This is a genomic window from Flavobacterium sufflavum (assembly GCF_004016525.1).
In the GTDB taxonomy this organism is placed as follows: Bacteria; Bacteroidota; Bacteroidia; order Flavobacteriales; family Flavobacteriaceae; genus Flavobacterium; species Flavobacterium sufflavum.
In genome coordinates this window covers 227,315-247,698 of sequence record NZ_SACJ01000001.1, presented here as the reverse complement: position 1 = coordinate 247,698, position 20,384 = coordinate 227,315, and the positions used below count along the sequence as shown (strand labels likewise).

The 20,384-nt window shown below is 34.4% G+C and carries 19 protein-coding genes and 1 tRNA gene; 15 read left to right on the top strand and 5 right to left on the bottom strand.

Going from position 1 to position 20,384, the window contains the following annotated elements:
• Positions 1 to 116: 116 nt before the first annotated feature.
• From odhB to EOD40_RS00840, 3 genes are all read left to right on the top strand, one after another.
• Positions 117 to 1,346, top strand: a complete 1,230-nt coding sequence (gene odhB, locus EOD40_RS00850) for a 2-oxoglutarate dehydrogenase complex dihydrolipoyllysine-residue succinyltransferase (RefSeq protein ID WP_128193009.1) — start codon at positions 117 to 119, stop codon at positions 1,344 to 1,346.
• 301 nt (positions 1,347 to 1,647) lie between these two features.
• Positions 1,648 to 2,064 carry a DUF559 domain-containing protein gene (locus tag EOD40_RS00845; RefSeq protein ID WP_128193008.1) on the top strand — a complete coding sequence of 139 codons (417 nt, stop codon included), beginning with the start codon at positions 1,648 to 1,650 and terminating at the stop codon, positions 2,062 to 2,064.
• Between the two features lie 30 nt (positions 2,065 to 2,094).
• Positions 2,095 to 2,883, top strand: coding sequence for a ThuA domain-containing protein (locus EOD40_RS00840; RefSeq protein WP_128193007.1), 789 nt, complete (start codon positions 2,095 to 2,097; stop codon positions 2,881 to 2,883).
• Between the two features lie 39 nt (positions 2,884 to 2,922).
• On the opposite strand, the gene EOD40_RS00835 is transcribed toward EOD40_RS00840, so the two are convergent.
• From EOD40_RS00835 to EOD40_RS00815, 5 genes are all read right to left on the bottom strand, one after another.
• On the bottom strand, positions 2,923 to 3,681 hold the full coding sequence (locus EOD40_RS00835) for a hypothetical protein (RefSeq protein ID WP_231129551.1): 759 nt from the start codon (positions 3,679 to 3,681) through the stop codon (positions 2,923 to 2,925).
• Positions 3,682 to 3,702: 21 nt separating this feature from the next.
• Positions 3,703 to 4,140: a retropepsin-like aspartic protease gene (locus EOD40_RS00830; RefSeq protein WP_128193006.1), complete on the bottom strand. Its 438-nt coding sequence runs from the start codon at positions 4,138 to 4,140 to the stop codon at positions 3,703 to 3,705.
• Positions 4,137 to 6,764 carry a CHAT domain-containing protein gene (locus EOD40_RS00825; RefSeq protein ID WP_128193005.1) on the bottom strand — a complete coding sequence of 876 codons (2,628 nt, stop codon included), beginning with the start codon at positions 6,762 to 6,764 and terminating at the stop codon, positions 4,137 to 4,139. The genes EOD40_RS00830 and EOD40_RS00825 overlap by 4 nt, the downstream gene beginning before the upstream one ends.
• 94 nt (positions 6,765 to 6,858) lie before the next feature.
• Positions 6,859 to 8,814, bottom strand: a complete 1,956-nt coding sequence (locus EOD40_RS00820; protein ID WP_128193004.1) for a PKD domain-containing protein — start codon at positions 8,812 to 8,814, stop codon at positions 6,859 to 6,861.
• Positions 8,815 to 9,003: 189 nt separating this feature from the next.
• On the bottom strand, positions 9,004 to 9,975 hold the full coding sequence (locus EOD40_RS00815) for a hypothetical protein (protein WP_128193003.1): 972 nt from the start codon (positions 9,973 to 9,975) through the stop codon (positions 9,004 to 9,006).
• Positions 9,976 to 10,341: 366 nt separating this feature from the next.
• Here EOD40_RS00815 and EOD40_RS00810 point away from each other — a divergent pair, with 366 nt between their 5' ends.
• From EOD40_RS00810 to EOD40_RS00755, 12 genes are all read left to right on the top strand, one after another.
• The gene (locus EOD40_RS00810; protein WP_128193002.1) at positions 10,342 to 10,923 is read left to right on the top strand and encodes an RNA polymerase sigma factor; all 582 of its coding nucleotides are present in this window, start codon (positions 10,342 to 10,344) and stop codon (positions 10,921 to 10,923) included.
• Between the two features lie 6 nt (positions 10,924 to 10,929).
• A complete protein-coding gene (locus EOD40_RS00805; RefSeq protein ID WP_128193001.1) occupies positions 10,930 to 11,655 on the top strand; it encodes a tetratricopeptide repeat protein in 726 nt (241 codons plus the stop codon).
• Positions 11,656 to 11,820: 165 nt separating this feature from the next.
• Positions 11,821 to 12,600, top strand: coding sequence for a TatD family hydrolase (locus tag EOD40_RS00800; RefSeq protein ID WP_128193000.1), 780 nt, complete (start codon positions 11,821 to 11,823; stop codon positions 12,598 to 12,600).
• A 60-nt stretch (positions 12,601 to 12,660) separates the two neighbouring features.
• A complete protein-coding gene (locus EOD40_RS00795) occupies positions 12,661 to 13,803 on the top strand; it encodes a 1-acyl-sn-glycerol-3-phosphate acyltransferase (RefSeq protein WP_128192999.1) in 1,143 nt (380 codons plus the stop codon).
• The gene (locus EOD40_RS00790; protein ID WP_128192998.1) at positions 13,787 to 14,815 is read left to right on the top strand and encodes an asparaginase; all 1,029 of its coding nucleotides are present in this window, start codon (positions 13,787 to 13,789) and stop codon (positions 14,813 to 14,815) included. Before EOD40_RS00795 ends, EOD40_RS00790 begins: the two co-directional genes overlap by 17 nt.
• A 57-nt stretch (positions 14,816 to 14,872) precedes the next feature.
• A tRNA-Ser gene (locus EOD40_RS00785) sits at positions 14,873 to 14,959 on the top strand.
• Positions 14,960 to 15,208: 249 nt separating this feature from the next.
• Complete coding sequence (locus EOD40_RS00780; RefSeq protein ID WP_128192997.1) at positions 15,209 to 16,450, top strand: site-specific integrase; 1,242 nt, start codon at positions 15,209 to 15,211, stop codon at positions 16,448 to 16,450.
• Between the two features lie 105 nt (positions 16,451 to 16,555).
• Positions 16,556 to 17,395: an RteC domain-containing protein gene (locus EOD40_RS00775; protein ID WP_128192996.1), complete on the top strand. Its 840-nt coding sequence runs from the start codon at positions 16,556 to 16,558 to the stop codon at positions 17,393 to 17,395.
• Positions 17,396 to 17,619: 224 nt separating this feature from the next.
• Positions 17,620 to 17,961, top strand: coding sequence for a helix-turn-helix domain-containing protein (locus EOD40_RS00770; RefSeq protein WP_317127902.1), 342 nt, complete (start codon positions 17,620 to 17,622; stop codon positions 17,959 to 17,961).
• A gap of 45 nt (positions 17,962 to 18,006) precedes the next feature.
• Positions 18,007 to 19,047: a hypothetical protein gene (locus EOD40_RS00765; protein ID WP_128192994.1), complete on the top strand. Its 1,041-nt coding sequence runs from the start codon at positions 18,007 to 18,009 to the stop codon at positions 19,045 to 19,047.
• Positions 19,031 to 19,687: an ATPase gene (locus tag EOD40_RS00760; protein ID WP_164905428.1), complete on the top strand. Its 657-nt coding sequence runs from the start codon at positions 19,031 to 19,033 to the stop codon at positions 19,685 to 19,687. The genes EOD40_RS00765 and EOD40_RS00760 overlap by 17 nt, the downstream gene beginning before the upstream one ends.
• A 178-nt stretch (positions 19,688 to 19,865) precedes the next feature.
• Entirely contained in the window at positions 19,866 to 20,333 is a 468-nt protein-coding gene (locus EOD40_RS00755) for a GbsR/MarR family transcriptional regulator (protein ID WP_128192993.1), read from the top strand.
• Positions 20,334 to 20,384 lie beyond the last annotated feature (51 nt).

Genomic DNA, 20,384 nt, shown 5'->3' with positions numbered 1-20,384 from the left:
TTCTTTTTTAAAGAAAAAAGAAAAAGGATGCCGCTACCATCAGGGCTAGATTTAAAAACAAGAATAACGATTCATACATTAAAAAATAAAATTCATAAATTTAAAATATTTACGACATGATTTTAGAAATGAAAGTTCCATCACCAGGGGAATCTATTAAAGAAGTTGAAATCGCCACTTGGTTAGTAAAAGATGGGGATTATGTTGAAAAAGATCAAGCAATTGCTGAAGTAGATTCAGACAAAGCTACATTAGAATTACCAGCTGAGGCTAGTGGTATCATTACCCTAAAAGCTGAAGAAGGTGATGCAGTAGCAGTAGGAGCAGTAGTTTGTCATATTGACACTGCAGCTGCTAAACCATCAGGATCAGCTCCGGCAGCGGCAGCGCCTGCAGCAGCTCCGGTTGCTGAAGCGCCAAAAGCAGCACCTGCGCCAGCGGCTCCTGCAGCACCAGCAGCTACTTATGCAACTGGAACTCCATCTCCAGCAGCTAAAAAAATATTAGATGAAAAAAACATCGCTCCAGCTACTGTATCAGGAACTGGTAAAGGAGGAAGAATAACTAAAGATGACGCAGTAAATGCTGTTCCATCAATGGGAACTCCTACAGGTGGAAGCCGTGGTGTAGAGCGTACTAAATTGTCTATGTTGCGTCGTAAAGTAGCTGAGCGTTTAGTTTCTGCTAAAAACGAAACTGCAATGTTGACTACTTTCAACGAAGTAAACATGACGCCTATCAACATTTTGCGTAATGAATACAAAGATGCATTCAAAGCAAAACACGGTGGTATTGGTTTAGGATACATGTCATTCTTTACAAAAGCGGTAACAAGAGCTTTAGAATTGTTCCCTGATGTAAACTCTATGATGGACGGAGATCACAAAATCGCTTTTGATTTTGCTGATATTTCTATCGCAGTTTCTGGGCCAAAAGGATTAATGGTTCCTGTAGTTCGTAATGCTGAAAATTTAACTTTTCGTGGAATTGAAGCTGAAATCAAAAGATTAGCTTTAAGAGCTCGTGATGGTCAAATTACAGTGGATGATATGACAGGTGGTACTTTTACAATCACTAATGGTGGTGTATTTGGTTCTATGTTGTCTACGCCAATTATTAACCCTCCACAGTCTGGAATCCTTGGAATGCACAACATTATCGAGCGTCCTATCGCTGTAAACGGTAAGGTTGAAATCCACCCAATGATGTACATCGCTTTATCTTATGACCACAGAATTATCGATGGTCGTGAGTCAGTAGGTTTCTTAGTTGCTGTTAAAGAGGCTTTAGAAAACCCTGTTGAATTGCTTTGCGGAGGAAACCCTAAAAAAGCATTTGAATTGTAATTCAAAATGTCATTCTGAGCGAGAGCGAAGAATCTAATCCTGTAAGGTTTTCATAACCTTGTAGGTATAATATAAAAATCCCAAATTCCAAATTTCATGGAGTTTGGGATTTTCTTTTTATATTCGGAAATGTTATGATGCGTAAAGAACACCCCGCCCTACGGGCACCCCTCTTAAAAAGAGGGGAAGTGTAACGTTTATTCGGAATGCGTTTTTTTAAGAAAGATGAATTTCCCCTCCTTTGGAGGGGTGCCTGAAAGGCGGGGTGGTAACTATACATAAACAAGAGACAAATTAGATTATGAAACTTGAAATCGTTACTTATATTCATGAGAAGCCTATTTATAGGAGAAGTATCGGATCATTGCCGTACAATAAAGCATTATCTGCCAGATCCAGAGCTTTGCGAAAAGCGGGAGTTTTTTCGGAAGTTATTTTTTGGAGACAAGTACGAAATGATACTTTTTGGTCTATTGATTTTGACAGGCAGAGAATTATAGGTAGTTTTATTGTTGATTTTTATGTAAAATCTCTTGGTTTGATTATAGAAATTGATGGTTCGAGTCATAATGGTAAAGAGGGATATGACACTATGAGAGAGGAGTTTTTTATTAATTTAGGATTACATGTTTACCGGATTTCTGACTTTAGAGTGAAACATGATTTAGATAATGTGATGAAAGAATTAGAGAATTATATTATTCAAGAATTCGGTTAATTATTATAAAAATGAAATAAATAAAAGAAGATGAAAATAAAATTAATGTTGCTTACAGTTGTTTTTGGTTTAGGTTCTGTATTTGCCAATCCAATAGCTAAAAAACGGATTTTAGTTTACACTAAAAACGGCAAAGGCTATGTGCATAAAAATATTGCTGTCAGTGTTGAAGCTTGGAAAAAAATTGGCGAAGCAAACAACCTAATTGTTGATGTTTCAGATGATCCTGCAGTTATGACTACCGAAAATCTGGCCAAGTATAGCTGTCTTGTTTTCTCAAATACCTGTAATGATATCTTTGATACCGAACAGCAAAAGCAGGCGCTTGTAGATTATATCCATGCTGGTGGCGCCTTTGTAGGGATTCATAGTGCGTCTGATTCTGAGAAATCCTGGCCTTGGTTTGCAACAATGGTAGGTGGGAAATTTAAAAGACATCCTGCTTTTCAATCTTTCGAAATAAAAGTGATTAACAAAAACCATCCTTCGACTTCGATGTTAGGGGAAACATGGAAAAAAGAAGATGAGTGTTACTATATGAATGAATTCAATCCTAATATTCAGGTACTTTTAGCTGCCGATATGCGAACGGTGAAAGACAGCGAAAAAGAAGTCTATCCAGGACGTACTTTTGGAGATTACTTACCATTGGCCTGGTGTCATGAATTTGAAGGTGCCAGAGTTTTTTATACCGCTTTAGGGCATGATAGTAAAGATTATGTGGATCCTGTCTATATCCAGCATCTTACAGGCGGTCTTTTGTGGGCATTGGGCGAAAATCCCAAAGAGTCCCATTCGAAGAAAAAATCAAGAAAATAAGTCAATAAAAAAGCCTTCTGATATGAAGGCTTTTGTGTTTTATTTGAATTCTACCCAATCAAATAAGGCATAATTTTGTGTATAAGGAATGTGGTCACCAATAAAACTTAGGTTTTCTACACTACAGAAAATTTTAAATTTAGTGCTTGAGCCATAAGTAAGCGTTGTAGAAGTCAAAATTGAATTATCAATTTTCCAGGTGGCAATGTATTTTTTCTGGCTATTTAAAGCTAATGTTATCGAAAGGGTGTACCATTGCCCTCTTTTTATTTTGCTTTGAAAAGAATGAGAGGGATTGGCCTGAGAGGTAGCATAAACGATAAGGTCGTCGGATACGGCATTCAGTCCCTGACGAACAGTTTCTTTGCCGTAGCCAATTTCAAAATCAAGTTCGTGGGTATCATCACTGTATAAAAACGCACCAATACTGGCACAATCGCCAACTCCCATTGTAGGAACATAAACTCTCCAGGAATAAGTTCCGGTAGTGTAGGTAGCAATCGATTTTATTTTGGTTCTATCCCAAGTATTAGCATTGGTAAAAATATGTAGAATTCCATCTTTAAACCAGTAATTAGGTATGCCTACTTGGGTAGCATCTTCCCATTCATTCAAATCGTCGAAGTTCCAAATTCTTGAAGTTGTAGCTCTTGAAGTTGTAGTTTTTGACATTTCGGGAGTACTTGAGTTGGATTCTGTTGTAGTGATTGGATCGTCTTCAATTATATCCTGAGTGGAACAAGAAAACAAAAGCATCGCCAGAGCAAAACCGGCTGCTTTATAGTAATTCTTTTTCATGTTTTTTTAGGTTAAGGTTGGTTACAATAAATACAAATAGAAATTGGCATAGTCAATTATAGCTTTTCCTTTCAATAGTACATCAGCACCAATGATTCCGTCTACAGCTTTTGATTTGTATGTCTGTAAGGCTTCGTTGACATGGGACATATCAAAAATTATCAAATCAAAATCAGAATTTTTCCAAGAACCAAGTTGTAATTTATTTGCTCTGGCCGTTTGGGTGAGCATTCCTGTTGCTCCGGCACCCGAAGCCATGGTCTTAGAATCTTCGGCGTTTAAATTAAATAATGCAATGTGTTCAAAGCTTACACAGCTATTAGAAGCCCCTGTATCTAAAATAAAATTGCCCCGAACCCCATTGATTTTGGCTTTTATCAACAGATGTTGTGTTTTAGTAATCTTGAATTTTACTTTTTTATAATGGTGTTTTTTTAGGATTTCGTGTAGGTTTTTCATTTTCGATAGGGATTGAAAACCAAAAATAAACCAATTAAAATCAATATACCAAATATATAAAAAATATAACTAATTGGTTCTTTAGTGGTTTGTAAATCACCATAATAAATAAAAGCACTCCAATAGTAAGGTGATTTTTTAGCATTGGAAATATTTGGATTTTTTAAGAAATCACGTTTGGCATTAGCATTCGCTTCTAAATACGATTGACCGTTTTTGATGTTTTGGTAAAAAGAATCCATAAAAACCGAGGTCGTATAATCATTAACTTTCCATAGTGAAAATAATAAATTTTGCGCTCCGGCAAATTGAAATCCGCGGGCAATACTCATGGCACCTTCGGATTTATATAGTTTACCAATGCCCGTTTCGCAAGCACTCAAAACTACCAAATCAGGGTTGATATTTAAGTGATACAATTCGGAATACAGGATTTCCTGATCGTAAAATTTTATACTTGCCGGGGTTTCGATGTCTCCTGATGAGGCGTGAGTGGAAAGGTGCAAAATAGAATAATTGGCCGCATTATTGCTGAAGTTTTTAAAATTGGCTGATTGATTCGTTAAATATTTTCCTTTAAAATTCTGCTGTATCGATTGCATTTCATTTTTAGAATAAGACAAAGCAAAAGGAGTATTTTCGAAAACCGGAAAAATCCCCAAAACGGTTTTTTCTTGTGTTTTTTTATTTTTGTTTGGAGCTAAATAAAACTGAGCCGAATTTTGATAACCAATGTTATAATCATTTAGCAAATAATGCATTTGAGCAAAATTAGTTGTGTTAGATTCTTTTGTGATTAAGGCTTCAAAAGGAAGGAAGTTTAATGTGCCGTCAGGGATGATAATGAGGTTTTGGTAGGTTGACTTTGTTGGTAATTTCAACATTTTATAAAGTGAATTACCATAATGATTATAGTTTGAAATATTATCATTGATTTTATTCGTATCACTAAAATAATTTAAAAACGAAATTATTCTTGGTGTAGCAGTATGGTTGTCCCAATAAAAATCCAGTTTTATTCTTTTGTTTTCCAAAGTGAAATAATACATCTTTTCAAATCCGGAAAAATACTCAATCATAATGCTTTTGTCTTTTTCTAATTTTGAGTACAAGACTTTTAAATCGATAGTTTCTTTTTCGGAAGCAGTGTTTTTAGAGTGTATTTTTTTCAGCGAAAGCATCAATTCATTTTGCTTTTTTATTGCCTCGTTAATTTTATGAATATCGGCTAAATCTCCTTTTTGCTGTTCTTTCAAAATGGTATTACTCCAGTTTTGTAGTTGTTCAATGTGGAGTTTTTCTTTTCGGGAAAGGCTTTTATTTTGTAATAAATGATTTTTTAAAACACCCGATTTGCTTTGTTCTGCCAATTGAAAAGCCGCTTCGATATAAGTTTGTTTTTGCTCTTTTTGATATAATGCTTCATAGATAGCAATACATTTTTCAGTACGGTTGCGAACACGATTTTGATTGATGATTTTAGAGTTTTCATAAATTATCAAGTTGGAAAACAACTCTTCAATATGGAAAGCCAAACGATAGGCTTCTAATGCTTTTTTAGCTTTGTTTTGTTTCGAATAAATTTCGGCTCGTAAATCTAATGCGTCCAGTAAACTAGTTTCGGTATAAAGCGAATTTTGTTCCGGTAAGCTATTTTTCTTGTTTGAATAATTAGGGATTAAAAGTTTGAAAATGGATTCAATAACTACATTAGCTTCTTTCAGTTTTTGCTGTTTAAAAAAAAGCGAGGCTTCTTCATATTTGAATTGAGCTATTTTTCGAGGTGAAAGATTTGGGGTTGCGTAGAAATAAGCTTTAGCTTTTTCAAAATAAGAATTAGCAAGATCAAACTTTTGCCATTGGGAATTAAGAGAAGATAAATTGCGGTAACAATTTGCCAGTGTTTCGGTTTGAGATTTGTCTGATTGTAATAATTTGATAGCGGTTAGATAGGAATCTTCTAATTTTTCAAAGATATTTGGTATAAATTTTATAATTAAATCGGGTTTCCTATAACTCAAGACATAGCTATTCCCTAAATTATTTAATAAAATCCCTTTTTGGATATTTGATAGTTTTTCGGTTCGAATGGTTTTTTCTAGTAAATCAATGGCTAAATCAATCTTCCCTGAATTTTGATACACATTCGATAAATTGAGAATCGCGGCTATTTTTTTTTCTTGGTTTTTTTCTTGGTTGGCAATGTAATAATACTGTTTGATGGTGTTTTCGGCATTATCGTAATCGCCCAGAATGGTGTATAAGTTTCCCAGAGGTTTTAGACAAAATTCGACAATGTCGTAATTGTTGAGATGGTATTTTTGATAGGTTTTCCAGGCTTTTTCATAACTGTTAACTGCTTCCTGGACTTTGTTGAGTTGGTTTTCGTAATAGGCTTTGTTGCAATTTAAAATGACAATTGCCAGCAGTTCGTTTTTAGTTTTAGGTGTTGGGTTTTTCCAGAATGCGTGTTCGGTATTATTGAGGTTGTTTAAATTTTCTGTTGTTGGATTGGCAACAAAAGCATCTACTGCATTGTAGATTTTGTTTTCTTGGGTAAGTGGCTTTTGCCCGAAAATAATCAGGGAAGAAAAGAGAAGAAGATAGCAAAAATGTCTTTTCATAAAGAGTTATTTCACAAAGATACACAAAGCATTACACGGAGATTCACGAAGGGATTATTGAAAAATTTTTGTGACTTATGTGGTTTAAAAAAAGTTAAAACTTCCATATTCCATACACTTGAAAATAATTAAAATTCTCCTTGAAATTCATCACATAACGTGCTCCTAAACTCGGGCCGATGCGGGCAAAACCCAGCGTTAAATCAAACAATAATCCCGATTTGAAATTGCTGAAAGTATTGTTGCTGGAGCTGCTGCTTTCTTCGGTTTTGATAATTGGAGAATCTGGTTTTTCTGATTCGAAATAATCAATTCTAGTTTGTTGTTCCTGTTTTTCAGAAGCATTAATGTTGGCTTGAACACCTGCTCCAATACCGATAAAGTTGTTGATGTTGTAACGAAGAAGCAATGGAACTTCATTATTAAAATTAGAATAACTCGTAGTTTTGCTAGTACGTGTAGCTTGTCGGACTCCGTTAGCGGTGGTGGTGAAACCATTGGTAATTGAGGTGGCTGAATTGAAATCGTGGACACTATTGATTAATTCGGCTTGCCAATACAAACGATAGGATTTATACGGAGAAATGGTCGCGCCCACAAAATAACTTCTGGATTTATCTAAATTGGGGTAATAATTATAACCGGCTTTGGCGCCAATGGAAATTCCGGGAAGGAATCGGGTGGTGGCGTAATTGGTTATAATGGGTTCGTTTTTATCGAAAATAATAGCCGTTCGGCTTCGGGTATTTACTTTGTGAAAGTCCTTGTTGAATTTCAAAGAGTATTTTACAAAACCTTTGGTACTGTCTTTTTCTTTCACATTTTTCTGTTCGCTTCCCGGCAGATAGATGTTTTTGAAGGTAAAGAAGATTTGGTTTTGCTTAATTATGGTATCCAGACAGCTGGTGGTTGGAATTTTGCCTTTTGGGCAAATAGGACATTTAGGATACATGTCTTCGATTTGAAATGTTTTCTTATCGAACATATCCGGAATGTCGGTTTCCAGACGAATCATTCTTGCTTGACCTTCGCCGTTATTTTGAAAACGGGTTTTGAAATTCACTCTTTTAAAACGAACGAATCTGTAATTCATAAAACTTCCGTTAGATCCCATTTTGTTAGGGTCATGGGAAGTCACGATTTCCATTTCCAGATTTTTTACTTTGTGGTTTTTATAGCTACGATTTGGGACATAAATACCGCGCATGGTAATAGTGGCGCTGGTGTCTTTGAGCATTTCGGGAGTGGTCTTGAAAGTATAAAAAACATTGCGTGTTTCCTGTGGATTAGCATCGTAAAATTCTAAGATGGAAACGTTTTTGAATGTTTTATGTGCTTCGGCTAAAGTGGCATCTAAATCTTCTTCGGTGGAGGTGTTCTCGTATTTTTTTATTGGTAAATAAATATTGTCGGATGCCAAATAAGAGTTGGATTGGTCAATATCGTTGATGGCAGCAAAAGTGTTTTCGGTGACTGTTCTTTCTCCTGCATAGGTTCTGAAATCGGATAAGGTAAAGTTGTTGTCTTTAAATTGCGTTTCGTTGTAAAAAAGATAGATTTTTCCGTTGGCAACATAGTTTTCTAAGTTTTGATAACTAAGAATCACTTCCATTTCCTGATCGGGAATAGGGTCGCAATTTTTTTGCAAAGCAAAACCATTTTGGTCAGCAACGGATGCGATTTCGTCAAAATTTTTATCTGATATGTCGTTAACAACCACTTTTTTCGGTCGTGTAGCGGGCGGTTTTCCGTTGTCGTAATTATTGGTAACAGTTAATCGGGTGGTGTAGGTTCCTTTGTTTTTATAAGTATGTTTGGGTTCAGCAGTTTTGCTGTAGCTTCCATCTCCAAATTCCCATAGATAGGAAAAACTGGGTTTTGGTGCACCTGCAATCGGAATCAACGGAGGTGTTTCTGGTTTGTATGAAACCGTATTTGCATTTTGACTGTAGTTTATTGTGGCTCTTCGGGTAACGGTATCTTTGACTTTTTTTTGTGAAAACAAGAACAAAGAACAAAGAAGAAAGAGAAAAGATAATAGTGGTTTCATAATCAAATTTGGTTTTAGCCCTGATGGTAGCGGCATCCTTTTATGTCTTTCTTTAAGACATAAAAGATACAGCGGACAGCAGGAATAAGCTACTAATATTTGGTAAGGATAGCGGTTTAAAATCTTTTAAAAATAGAAAAAAGTGATGAGTAAATCACCACTTTTTTCAGAATTTAAATTTGGGAATCTTTATTGGATCGCATTGATTGCGGCAATTAATTGGGCTTCGGTTCCTACAGTGGTTTCAGCTATTGTGAAAGTGTAAACATCGTTGGCCTGAACGGTTACTCCTTTGATGGCGTATCTCCAGTTTCCGTTTTCTTCGGTTACAAAAATCACGTGGCAGGCAAGACCAACAGGGATTTGACCGTAGTGTTCGCTGAATAATCCCTGGGCAGTGTAGGTGTCCAGTTTAGCAAGTGCATTGTTTCCTTCGCCGTCATAAGATAAATAAATGGCACTGTTTGTATTGTCATAACCATCAGGAGCATCGGCTAGAATGGTTGTTTTAGGTCTTGGATCGCTATAGAAACGGTCTACGTTTGTCCAGCCAAAGTTTCCAAAACTTACATAGTAGCTGTTTTGTCCTGCTTCTACACCGCCTTTTCCGCCATTAGTTCCATCGGCTTTTCGGGCATCCTGCCAAGCTAAGTTACCTTCGTCGTCGATGATTCCTTTCCATAAGGTCATGACAGTGTCAACGCCATCAGTAAGGCTGGTAGGAACTTGCAAGGTAATGTTGCAAGTGGTTGCTAATTCTTTACCGTTTTGGGTTGCTTTGATGAAGAATTCTCCTCCGGAGATTAGTAAGTTTCTATTTCCATCAGGCATGATTCCCATAGTTGGTTTGTTAGTTACTAGCATGTTTCCTTTGTCAAAAAGCTCTGCATATTCGATTTTTACTTCGCCAGTTACAGGATTTCCGTCTTTAGTTAGGCAATTTCCGTTGATGGTAATTTTTACGCCTTTTTCAGAAGTAAATGTTTTTACTCCGTTTTCGGCAGTAAAGGTAAATTTCTGAGTTATTTTGTCTAAGGCAGCTTGTCTAACATTTGCAAATTCTGCTGCTGTTGCGGGTGTTTTGTCGTTTTCGTCGTTGTTACAGCTTACTAATGAAATTGCCGCTAAAAATAAAAGTCCGATGGTTTTAATTGTTCTCATGATTTCTTGATTTTAATTATGGTTAAAATGATTTTACTTGTTTTATACTGTTATATCAATTCGGGTTTTAAATTGTTACCCCAGTATTTTAATTTTTTTAATTGTTTCTGATTCTGTTGTTATATCAATTCTTGTTTTAATTTGTTACCCCTGTTTTTCAAAATATTTTTTGTTCTTGTTTTTATATGAGTATATCAACATGGGTTTTGAATTGTTACCCTTTAATCTGAATTTATTTCAGATTCTTTTCTGATTTTTTTCAAACAAGGTTGTTTTTCCAAATGTTAAAGAACGTTTACAGTCATATATCAATATGGTTTTAAAAATGTTACCCCATTTTTTATTATTTTCGATAAAAGTTTTTTTATGGCAAATAATAAGGTGCATCCTGATCAATATTTGATAGAAGGATTGGCAAATAATGATTCGGCGATTATCAGGTCTATTTATAAGAAGTTTGTTCCCAAAGTAGTTTCTTATATCAGGAACAATTCGGGCGATGAAGATCAGGCTCAGGATGTGGTTCAGGAAATCATGATTTTGTTGTTCAATCAGGCTAAAGCCAAGCAATTGGAATTGAGCTGTCCTTTTGATGCCTACTTTTTTTTGTTGTGCAAAAGAAAATGGCTCAACGAATTAAAAAAAGCATCGAATAAAGGGGTAACAATTCAGGATGATTTGACATCTACTAATGAACCCACGGAAGAGATGGTGGCACAAACAGAAATATTTGAAGAGAAACAACAGCTTTTTGATATGATGTTTCAAAGATTAGGCGAAAAATGCCAGGAAGTTTTAAAGTTGAGTTTTACTTTGAAATCAATGGAAGAAGTAGCCGAGAAACTCAATGTAACCTATGGTTATGTTCGGAAGAAAAAGTCCTTGTGTACGGGTCAGCTTACCCAATGGATTCATGAACACAGTAGTTTTAAATTATTAAAAATTTAAGGAGTCATGAAAGAAGAGAAATACATATTATTCGATCAATACCTTCAAGGCGAATTGACAGACGAAGCCCGATTGGATTTTGAAAAAAAGCTTTCAGAAAACCACGAACTGGCATCAGAATTTGAAACTTTCAAAGAAGTACAAATACAGTTAGAAACGAAATTTGATTTTGCAGCTGACAGAGATGCTTTTGAAGAAAATCTAAAAGCGATTTCGAAAGAACATTTTAAAATTGATAAATCTAAGGTGATTTCTTTTAAACCATGGGCTTATCTAGTTGCTGCCTCGGTGGCACTTTTGTTTGGATTGTTTCTGTTAAATCCTAGTCCGAAACCTGTTTTTGAGCAATACAATCAATATGAAAACGCTTATCTGACCGAAAGGAGTGAGGGTGTTGCCAATTTGAAACAAGCCGAAGCCACTTTTAATGCCAAGAATTACAAAGAAGCGATTCCACTTTTTGAAGCGATTTTGAAAGAAAATAAAACAGCAGAGATTCAGTATTTTTATGGAGTTTCTTTATTGGAAAACAACCAAATTAAACAAGCTGAAACAGTTTTTAACGAAATAAAATCAGGAAATTCTATTTATAAAAACAAAGCCATTTGGAGTTTGGCTTTAGCCAAATTAAAACAAAAAGACTATAAAGGCTGTAAAGAAATCCTGTTGACGATTCCTTCCGATTATGAGAATTACGATAAGGTTCAGGAATTGATGGATAAGTTGGATTAGGTTTTTTGACACAAAAGACACAAAGAAAAAGTACAAAAGACATAAAGGGTAAAATAGATTACTCTTTGTGTCTTTTGCTTTTAAATATAATTGAGGCGAAACTTTTGTGCCTTTTGTGTTTAAATTTTAAAAAACTTTAGAACTTTGCGTTTTTAAAAATTACAATTGGAAACAAAACCCATAATTACCGATACCCACGCGCATTTATACAGCGAAGAATTTAATCAGGATAGAGACGAAATGATGCAACGCGCCTTGGCGGCCGGAGTCAGCCGTTTTTTTATTCCGGCAATCGATTCGGCTTATACTGCCGCTATGTATGATTTGGAACAAAAATATCCCGATAATGTTTTTCTAATGACGGGTGTGCACCCTACGCATGTGAAGGATAATTATCTGGACGAATTGCAATTTGTTGAGTACGAATTGAAGAAGAGAAAATTCTATGCTATTGGAGAAATTGGAGTCGATTTATATTGGGATAAGACCCATTTGAAAGAGCAACAATTGGCTTTCAAAAAACAAATCCAATTGGCAAAAGAATACCAATTGCCTATTGTTATCCATTGTCGTGATGCCTTTGATGAAGTTTTTGAAGTTTTAGAAGAAGAAAAATCAGCCGATTTATTTGGGATTTTTCATTGTTTTTCGGGGACTTACGAGCAGGCTTTGCAGGCTTTGTCTTATAATATGAAATTGGGAATTGGTGGCGTTGTGACTTTTAAAAACGGTAAGATTGATCAGTTTTTGGATAAAATAGATATAAAACACATCGTTTTAGAAACCGATGCACCTTATCTGGCTCCGGTTCCTTTTAGAGGAAAAAGAAACGAAAGTAGCTATCTTGTAAATGTAATCGATAAGTTATCAAATATTTACGGTATTTCAGTAGATGAAGTAGCGAGAATAACTACTGAAAATTCGAAAGCAATTTTTGGGATTTAAAGTAGAATTCGCTAAAATTTAATATTTTTTTTGTTCATTTGTTTTTCTAATAGTACCAAAATGCAAAAGTTTGACGAGATTCGGCCTTATTATGATTCCGAAATAAATAAAGCAATAAAAAAAGTGATTAATCATCCGATGTTGAAGTCGTTGATGAACTTTTCTTTTCCTGATGTTGCTGATGAAGTTTGGAAAGAACAATTGCTAAAAACGCATTCTATTCGTGATTTCCAATGTAATTTTATTTACCAATCGGTTCAAAAAGTATTAGAAAAAAGTTCAGAAGGCTTGATGACTGCGGGCTTTGAACATTTAGAACCCAATACCCCTTATTTGTTTATCTCTAATCATCGTGATATCCTTTTGGATACTACTTTGCTGAATGCTACTTTGTTTGAGCATGATTTGGTGATGACAGCTTCGGCTATTGGAGACAATTTGGTGAAACAACCTTTTTTGAATGTTTTGGCTAAGTTGAATCGCAATTTCTTAGTTCAGCGTGGTTTGTCGCCAAGAGAGATGTTGCAAAGTTCTAAAACCTTATCAGAATATATCAGTCAGTTGTTGCAACATGAAAATCGTTCGGTTTGGATTGCACAACGTGAAGGAAGAACTAAAGATGGTAATGATGCGACTAATCCGGGAGTATTGAAAATGCTCGGAATGGCTTCGGATGAAGCTAATTTGATGGATTATTTCAAAAAAATCAAGATTGTTCCTGTTTCCATTTCTTATGAATATGATCCTACCGACGCTTTAAAAATGCCTCAATTATTGGCGGAAGCTAATAATGAAGTGTATGTAAAAGAGGAAAATGAGGATTTTATGACCATTTTGAGTGGCGCTTTAGGACCTAAAAAACGTATTTTTATACACATCGGGAAAGTTTTAGATACTGAAATTGATGCTATTGTAGCTGAAAATGATAATTTAAACAAGCAAATCCAAGGATTAGCACAAGCCATAGATGATTCGATTTTGAAAAGCTATAAATTATGGCCAACAAATTATATTGCTTACGATATTTTAAATAACACCAATACCTATTCAGATTTGTATACTGAAAATGAAAAGGCGGTTTTTGTGCGAAGATTAGAAAAACGAATTGACGCAGAAAATCCTATTGCCTTGCAAGGAATATTGGCTATGTATGCAAATCCGGTAGTCAATAAATTGAAATACACCCATGAACTCAAGGACTAAAATTCTTTTAATTTATACTGGAGGAACTATTGGAATGCGAAAGGACTTTAGTACCGGAGTATTAAAAGTGTTTAATTTCAGTAAGTTGTTACAAAGAATTCCTGAGTTGAAACAATTGGATTGTGAGATAGAAACTATTTCGTTTCAGAATCCAATTGATTCTTCTAATATGAGCCCTTCTAAATGGGTAGAAATTGCCTCTATAATTGAATCTCATTATGCTCAATTTGATGGTTTTGTGGTGCTTCATGGTTCGGATACCATGTCGTACACGGCTTCAGCTTTGAGTTTTATGTTCGAGAATTTATCCAAACCAGTTGTTTTAACGGGTTCACAATTGCCTATTGGTGATTTGCGTACTGATGCTAAAGAAAATCTCATTACGGCCATTCAGATTGCATCTTTACAGGAAAATAACACCCCTGTTATTGCTGAAGTTTGCCTTTATTTTGAACACAAATTGTATCGGGGAAATAGAACAACTAAGATAAATGCAGAGCATTTTAATGCTTTTGCTTCGCCAAATTATCCTGCATTAGTTGAATCGGGAGTGTATTTGGATTGTAGAACAGAATTGTTTTTAGCTCGCGATGAGAATAAGGCATTTATGGTTCATCAATCATTAGATAATAATGTTGTTATTATAAAGTTGTTTCCCGGAATGTGTGAAACAGTTTTTTCGGCAATGCTTGAAATTCCAAATCTTAAAGGGATTGTATTAGAAACCTATGGCTCAGGAAATGCCCCTACCGAGGATTGGTTTATTAACGCATTGACTAAAGCAATTCATAGTGGTTTGCAGGTTGTTAATGTTACTCAATGCTCAGGCGGAAGTGTCAATATGGGACAGTATGAAACTAGTAGTGATTTGAAAAATTTGGGTGTGATATCAGGGAAAGACATCACTACCGAAGCAGCTATTACAAAATTAATGTATTTATTAGGACGTAAAATCCCTGCTGCTGAGTTCAAGGCCGTTTTTGAAACTTCTTTACGAGGAGAAATGATATAATAATTGCAATTTGGCTTTTCTAACTCAATTTTTTTCTTGTTATTTGCAAACCAAAATAGAGAGGTGTCCGAGTGGTTGAAGGAGCTAGCCTGGAAAGCTAGTATGTGGGTAACTGCATCGAGGGTTCGAATCCCTTTCTCTCTGCAAATAGAAATATCAAAATGAATCAAAACCCTTTAAACTCAATGTTTAAAGGGTTTTTTGTTTTTATCGAATATCAAATTATTTATTGTTTCTCAAAAAAAAGGTGCACAATCGGTGCACTTTAAAAATTGAAAAAACGGTGCACCTAATTTGGATTAACCCCTTGTAGAATAAGGTGTTCACGAGATGAACATCTTGCCTTGTGTTGACGATTATAGTAAATTAATTATCATCTTAAAGGTTACCAAAATGAAAGCAAAAATCACAGTTCTTTTCTATTTAAGAAAATCAAAAGTCAATGCTCATAAGCAAGTGCCGATTTATCAACGTATAACTATTGATGGACGACGTTTTGATGTTAGTACAGGTCAGTATGTAGAAGAGAGTAAATGGTCTTCTGAAGGTTATAAAATAAAAGGAAATTCTGAGGAAGCCCGTATAATAAATGGTCGACTTGATATGTTAAGAGCGGCTGTTTATGAAACAGAAAAGAAACTTTTTATGAGTCAGGTTGAAATTACATTTGAAAGTTTCAAAAACGAATATCAAGGTAAAAAGGCTCGTGAGCGTATGCTTATTCCAATCTTTGAAGAACACAACCGCAAAATGAAAGAGTTGATAGGTTTGGAATATGCCCCTGGAACCTATGAGCGTTACGTTACGTCGTTAAAGCATACTAAAGATTTTCTTCTTTGGAAATACAATGCAAGTGATATTGCAATTGATAAGATAGATCATGCTTTTATTACCGATTATGACTTTTATTTGAGAACCGAACGTAAATGTGCTAATAATACTGTGGTAAAATATGTTAAAAACTTCCATAAAATAATTAATCAATGTTTGGCCAATGGATGGATAAGCAAGGATCCTTTTGTTAATTATAAAGTGAAGCTTAGAGAGGTTATTCGCGAATTTCTTACCGAAAGTGAAATTGAGACAATTATTAATAAGGATTTACATTTTGAACGCCTGGAAGTAGTACGCGATATTTTTATTTTTAGTTGCTTTACCGGCTTGGCTTACATAGATGTGAAGCAATTAAGCCGGGATAATATTTCTATAGGAATTGATGGGGAAAAATGGATATTTAAGAACCGTCAAAAAACAGAAACGATTTCTAAAATCCCACTTTTGCATATGGCTATGGAAATTCTTAAAAAGTACGAAAACCATCCTTTATGTCTCAATCGAAATTGCTTGTTACCCAGTATGAGTAACCAACGTATGAACTCTTATCTTAAAGAAATTGCAACACTTTGTAAGATAAACAAAGATTTGACATTCCACATCGCCCGTCACACTTTTGCTACTACTGTGACTTTAACTAATGGGGTGCCTCTTGAAACAGTAAGTAAAATGCTGGGTCATACCAGTATAAAGACAACGCAGCATTACGCTAAAATAGTTGATAAGAAAATCAGTGATGATATGATGTTGTTGAGAACTAAATTAGATAATCAAAATTTAGAAAAAAGAAAATGTAAATAGATATATTATATTACAATATTGTTTTGGTTTGTTATGATTTAGTAAGAAATGGATTAGTAATATTATTTATTTTTGCCGTCACTAACAATCCAAATAAACTTACAAATGCTTTCATTTCAATATACCTTTAGAGATGAATTCTTAGAAAAGAGTATTCAATTAGAGAAACTAAAAAAGGATAAAATAAAGGGTACTAAAGAATTCATCTTATGGGCAGAAACTAAAATTGAAGAATTACATCATTGGTTAAAATCACATGATTTTGAAAAAATTCAGGATGAAATTGAGTTTTTCAAAGAAATAAAACCTTTGATTATCTCAAAATTAATTTTTCAAAAAGAAGTATTGCGCATTGAAACAAATGTTACTGGAGGGAAAATTCAAATCCGTAAATTTTATGAAATTGAGTTGAGAAAAATTTGTGGATATTCTCAAAATAACAATAAGTTCTATCAATACTATCGTTCCGGTTCAGAAGTATTTGATGAATTGTATTTCACAAGGGTAAGCAAAAAAGACATATTAGAAACGGAATGCATTCAGATTAATTTTGATCCTAAACTCTCCACATTTTTCGATTACAAATTGGCGAAAATTATTGCCTTTGATGACCTGGTTAAATATCTGGAAGTTCAAATCAGTGCTTTGAAGAGTAAAAGTCGATATGAGGAAAATCATTATACATCAAAACTCCACTGGACAGGTGCCAAAGTTGATTTGGTAGAATTAATCTATGCTTTGCATTGGCAAAAAGTGATTAACCATGGGAATATCGAAATCAAAGAAATAGCCTCCGAATTAAGCAGAATGCTCAATATAGATATCAACGACAATCTGTATCGAACATTCACAGATATCAAAAACCGTAAAAATCCAAATTCTAAATTCATTCAAAGTCTGGCAGATAATTTTAAAAAAATGCTAGTCGAAGAAAATAGCTTGTAATTTCTTTAATCTAATAAATTCCCAACTTGGGTACAACTTGGGAATTTTTTAAAAATCAGCCAAATCAATCCAAATCACATCAAAATTTAGGGTTAAAACCAAAACCCTAAAAACGTGTTTTTGGGTGTTTTGAAAAAATAGACCCCGAAAACACTAGCGTTTAGTACAATTTGATATAAAAAAACACCCAACTTGGGTTCACCTTGTGAATTTTTTTAAACCAATTGAAAGTAATTTGTTTTGTAACCATAACAACTCAAATCATGGATTTAAATGCTAGAAAATTATTCCCGGAAGTAGACAATTTAGAATTGCTAAGCTACCAGTTAATTACCAAAAGAGATTTGTTGAATTTTAGCAATCTGCTCTTTGAAGCACTTAAGGAAGCGGCTAATCTAAAAGCAGAAACTCCGCAATGGCTCAAATCGTCAGAAGTCCGTAAACTGCTCAAAATCTCTCCCGGTACTTTGCAAACCCTTCGCATCAACGGCACACTTCAATACAATCGGATAGGAGGTATCTTATATTACAAATATGATGATATTAAGAAACTGTTGGAAAAATAAATGAGACATCTTAAGTCTTAATTCTATAATCTTAATACTTGAATTATGAATTACATTAAACACCTTACCGGATTCTTCAATAAATCCAATCAAGATAATTCCATTAGTCCAACGCATATTAGTTTGTATCTGGCCTTATTCCAAAGATGGAACCTCAACCGCTTTAAAAATCCAATCATTATTTCGAGAGAAGAAATGATGACGACTGCAAAAATTAAATCAAAGGCTACCTATCATAAGTGTATGAAGGAATTGCACGATAGAAATTACATAATCTACAAACCATCTTTTAATCCCTATGAGGGGACAGAAGTCATTTTACCCGACTTGTCCAATAGTTGTTCTGCTGATGATTATAATGCTAGTTTAAATTTTGAACGAAGTAAACCAAAATATGAACCTGCAAAAAAACTAACGAGTTCAAATAAAGAACAAAGCAAACCAAAAAATGAATTGCCCACGGCTATTGAGCCTAGTGAAAATAAGGGGAGTTCAAATATTGAACAAAATAAGTCTAAAAAAGATGAGGTTAAAAATCAAACGGGTTCGGAATCAAATACCAGTTCAGATTTTGACTTAACCACACCAAAAAATGAACTTTTAACCCCCAAAAACGATAAAAATACCTCAGCCAGTTCAAAATTTGAACGAAGCGAACCAGAAAATGAACTTCTAAAGCCTTCAACCAGACTAAAAAATGAACGAACCGAGCTAAAAAACAGTCAGGTTGATGAACAGGTTAATATATATAATAATAAAACATTAGAAAACAATAATAAAACTATATATATACCCGAGGAAAAAAAAGAAGAAAGTAAATCAGATTTTATTGCTCCCACTATCGAATTAGTCAAAGAGTTTTTCCAGGAAAAAAAAGTAAGCGTCATTGAAGCCGAAAAGTATTTCAATTATTACAGCAGCAATGGTTGGAAAGTAGGGGGCAAAACCCAAATGAAAGATTGGAAGGCAGCTGCCCGGAATTGGATATTAAACCTGGACAAATTCAATCCCAAAAAAGAAACCGGCAATTTAGACCCTAAAAACCTCAACGTTTCAAATTCCAAAGACTATGCAGAACCACTTTGACCTTCAGGACACTTTTGAAATAAAAAATAACACAAAAATCTACGACCCCAAAAAATGTTTTCAATTTTTAGAACAGCAAGGCAAAAAACGCTATAATTCCAATTTTAAAATTGATCCAAAAGACATTCCGATTATCTACAAGCTTTTGATTTATGCGATTCAAGATCATAAGAGTGCTTTTCAGCTAGGGATTGACCTCAACAAAGGAATTATGCTTTCGGGACCAATTGGCTGCGGCAAGACCTCGTTGATGCATTTAATCAGGCCTTTTATGTATGCTAAAAATGATTATAAAATCATTGCTACACGACATATTTCATTTGAATTTGCTAAATCAGGTTATGATTCGCTGGCAGAGTACACGCTGAAATCTTCACAACAAAATCGTTTGTCAGCTTATTGTTTTGACGACCTCGGTGCCGAACAACAAATCAAACATTTCGGGAATGATTGCAATGTTATGGCTGAGATTCTAACCAGTCGATACGAGCATTTTGTTGAGAGCAAAGCGATAACCCACATTACAACCAATCTTTCAGCTTCAGAAATTGAAAAAGCTTATGGTAATCGGGTACGTTCCCGTTTAAGACAGATGTTTAACCTTATTGCTTTTGATAAAGAAGTAAGGGATAAGCGATAGATTTCACTAAATATTGTTAGTCAGTATAGATATGAAGAGTAGGGACTGAGTTAAGTGGGATAAGAAATCTTGAATTTTTTTTAATTGTATGTGGTCTATATGTTAATTTATTTTAAAAGTTGGTTCTTTAACTTGTGAACTAAAAGAACTTTTATATATTTGCAGCAAAGAAATTAATATGCCTGTACAATTATCAGATAAAAAATTAGAATTAATCGAAGAGCTGGGGATGCATTTCGAGAAGTCTGGTATGCAGCCTGCAGCTTCGAGAATATTTGCTTTGTTAATGATTTCTGATCAAGGCGAATTGTCATTTGAAGATATTTATGGGATTTTGAATATGAGTAAAAGTGCAGCAAGTAATAGTATTAATTTTTTAATCGCTTCTGATCAGGTTGATTTTATAACTAAACCTGGTGAGCGTAAAAGATATTTTCGATGTAAATTAAAATCTTTAAAAGAAGGTGTTCAGAAGATGCTTGAGAGTATGGATGTTTTTAATTCTATTTTAAAAAAGGTTCTTGAGCAACGTGCTGAAGAAACAGAAGAATTTAATAAAGGATTAGAGGATGTTGTGAGCTATCTTGATTTTATGAAGATGGAATTGCCAGCTTTGTTTTTAAAATGGGAAAATCTAAAAAAATAATTTTTTTACCTCTTTGGTTCTTTTTGTTAAGAACTAAAAAAAATAAGTTTA

Excerpts from the sequence above, each read along its gene's own strand:
- EOD40_RS00780 (WP_128192997.1), top strand. The coding sequence starts at position 15,209 with ATGAAAGCAAAAATCACAGTTCTTTTCTATTTAAGAAAATCAAAAGTC.
- EOD40_RS00815 (WP_128193003.1), bottom strand. The coding sequence starts at position 9,975 with ATGAGAACAATTAAAACCATCGGACTTTTATTTTTAGCGGCAATTTCA.
- EOD40_RS00790 (WP_128192998.1), top strand. The coding sequence starts at position 13,787 with ATGAACTCAAGGACTAAAATTCTTTTAATTTATACTGGAGGAACTATT.
- EOD40_RS00760 (WP_164905428.1), top strand. The coding sequence starts at position 19,031 with ATGCAGAACCACTTTGACCTTCAGGACACTTTTGAAATAAAAAATAAC.
- EOD40_RS00765 (WP_128192994.1), top strand. The coding sequence starts at position 18,007 with ATGAATTACATTAAACACCTTACCGGATTCTTCAATAAATCCAATCAA.
- EOD40_RS00755 (WP_128192993.1), top strand. The coding sequence starts at position 19,866 with ATGCCTGTACAATTATCAGATAAAAAATTAGAATTAATCGAAGAGCTG.
- EOD40_RS00810 (WP_128193002.1), top strand. The coding sequence starts at position 10,342 with ATGGCAAATAATAAGGTGCATCCTGATCAATATTTGATAGAAGGATTG.
- EOD40_RS00840 (WP_128193007.1), top strand. The coding sequence starts at position 2,095 with ATGAAAATAAAATTAATGTTGCTTACAGTTGTTTTTGGTTTAGGTTCT.
- EOD40_RS00835 (WP_231129551.1), bottom strand. The coding sequence starts at position 3,681 with ATGAAAAAGAATTACTATAAAGCAGCCGGTTTTGCTCTGGCGATGCTT.
- EOD40_RS00845 (WP_128193008.1), top strand. The coding sequence starts at position 1,648 with ATGAAACTTGAAATCGTTACTTATATTCATGAGAAGCCTATTTATAGG.
- odhB (WP_128193009.1), top strand. The coding sequence starts at position 117 with ATGATTTTAGAAATGAAAGTTCCATCACCAGGGGAATCTATTAAAGAA.
- EOD40_RS00805 (WP_128193001.1), top strand. The coding sequence starts at position 10,930 with ATGAAAGAAGAGAAATACATATTATTCGATCAATACCTTCAAGGCGAA.
- EOD40_RS00820 (WP_128193004.1), bottom strand. The coding sequence starts at position 8,814 with ATGAAACCACTATTATCTTTTCTCTTTCTTCTTTGTTCTTTGTTCTTG.
- EOD40_RS00795 (WP_128192999.1), top strand. The coding sequence starts at position 12,661 with ATGCAAAAGTTTGACGAGATTCGGCCTTATTATGATTCCGAAATAAAT.
- EOD40_RS00830 (WP_128193006.1), bottom strand. The coding sequence starts at position 4,140 with ATGAAAAACCTACACGAAATCCTAAAAAAACACCATTATAAAAAAGTA.
- EOD40_RS00825 (WP_128193005.1), bottom strand. The coding sequence starts at position 6,764 with ATGAAAAGACATTTTTGCTATCTTCTTCTCTTTTCTTCCCTGATTATT.
- EOD40_RS00775 (WP_128192996.1), top strand. The coding sequence starts at position 16,556 with ATGCTTTCATTTCAATATACCTTTAGAGATGAATTCTTAGAAAAGAGT.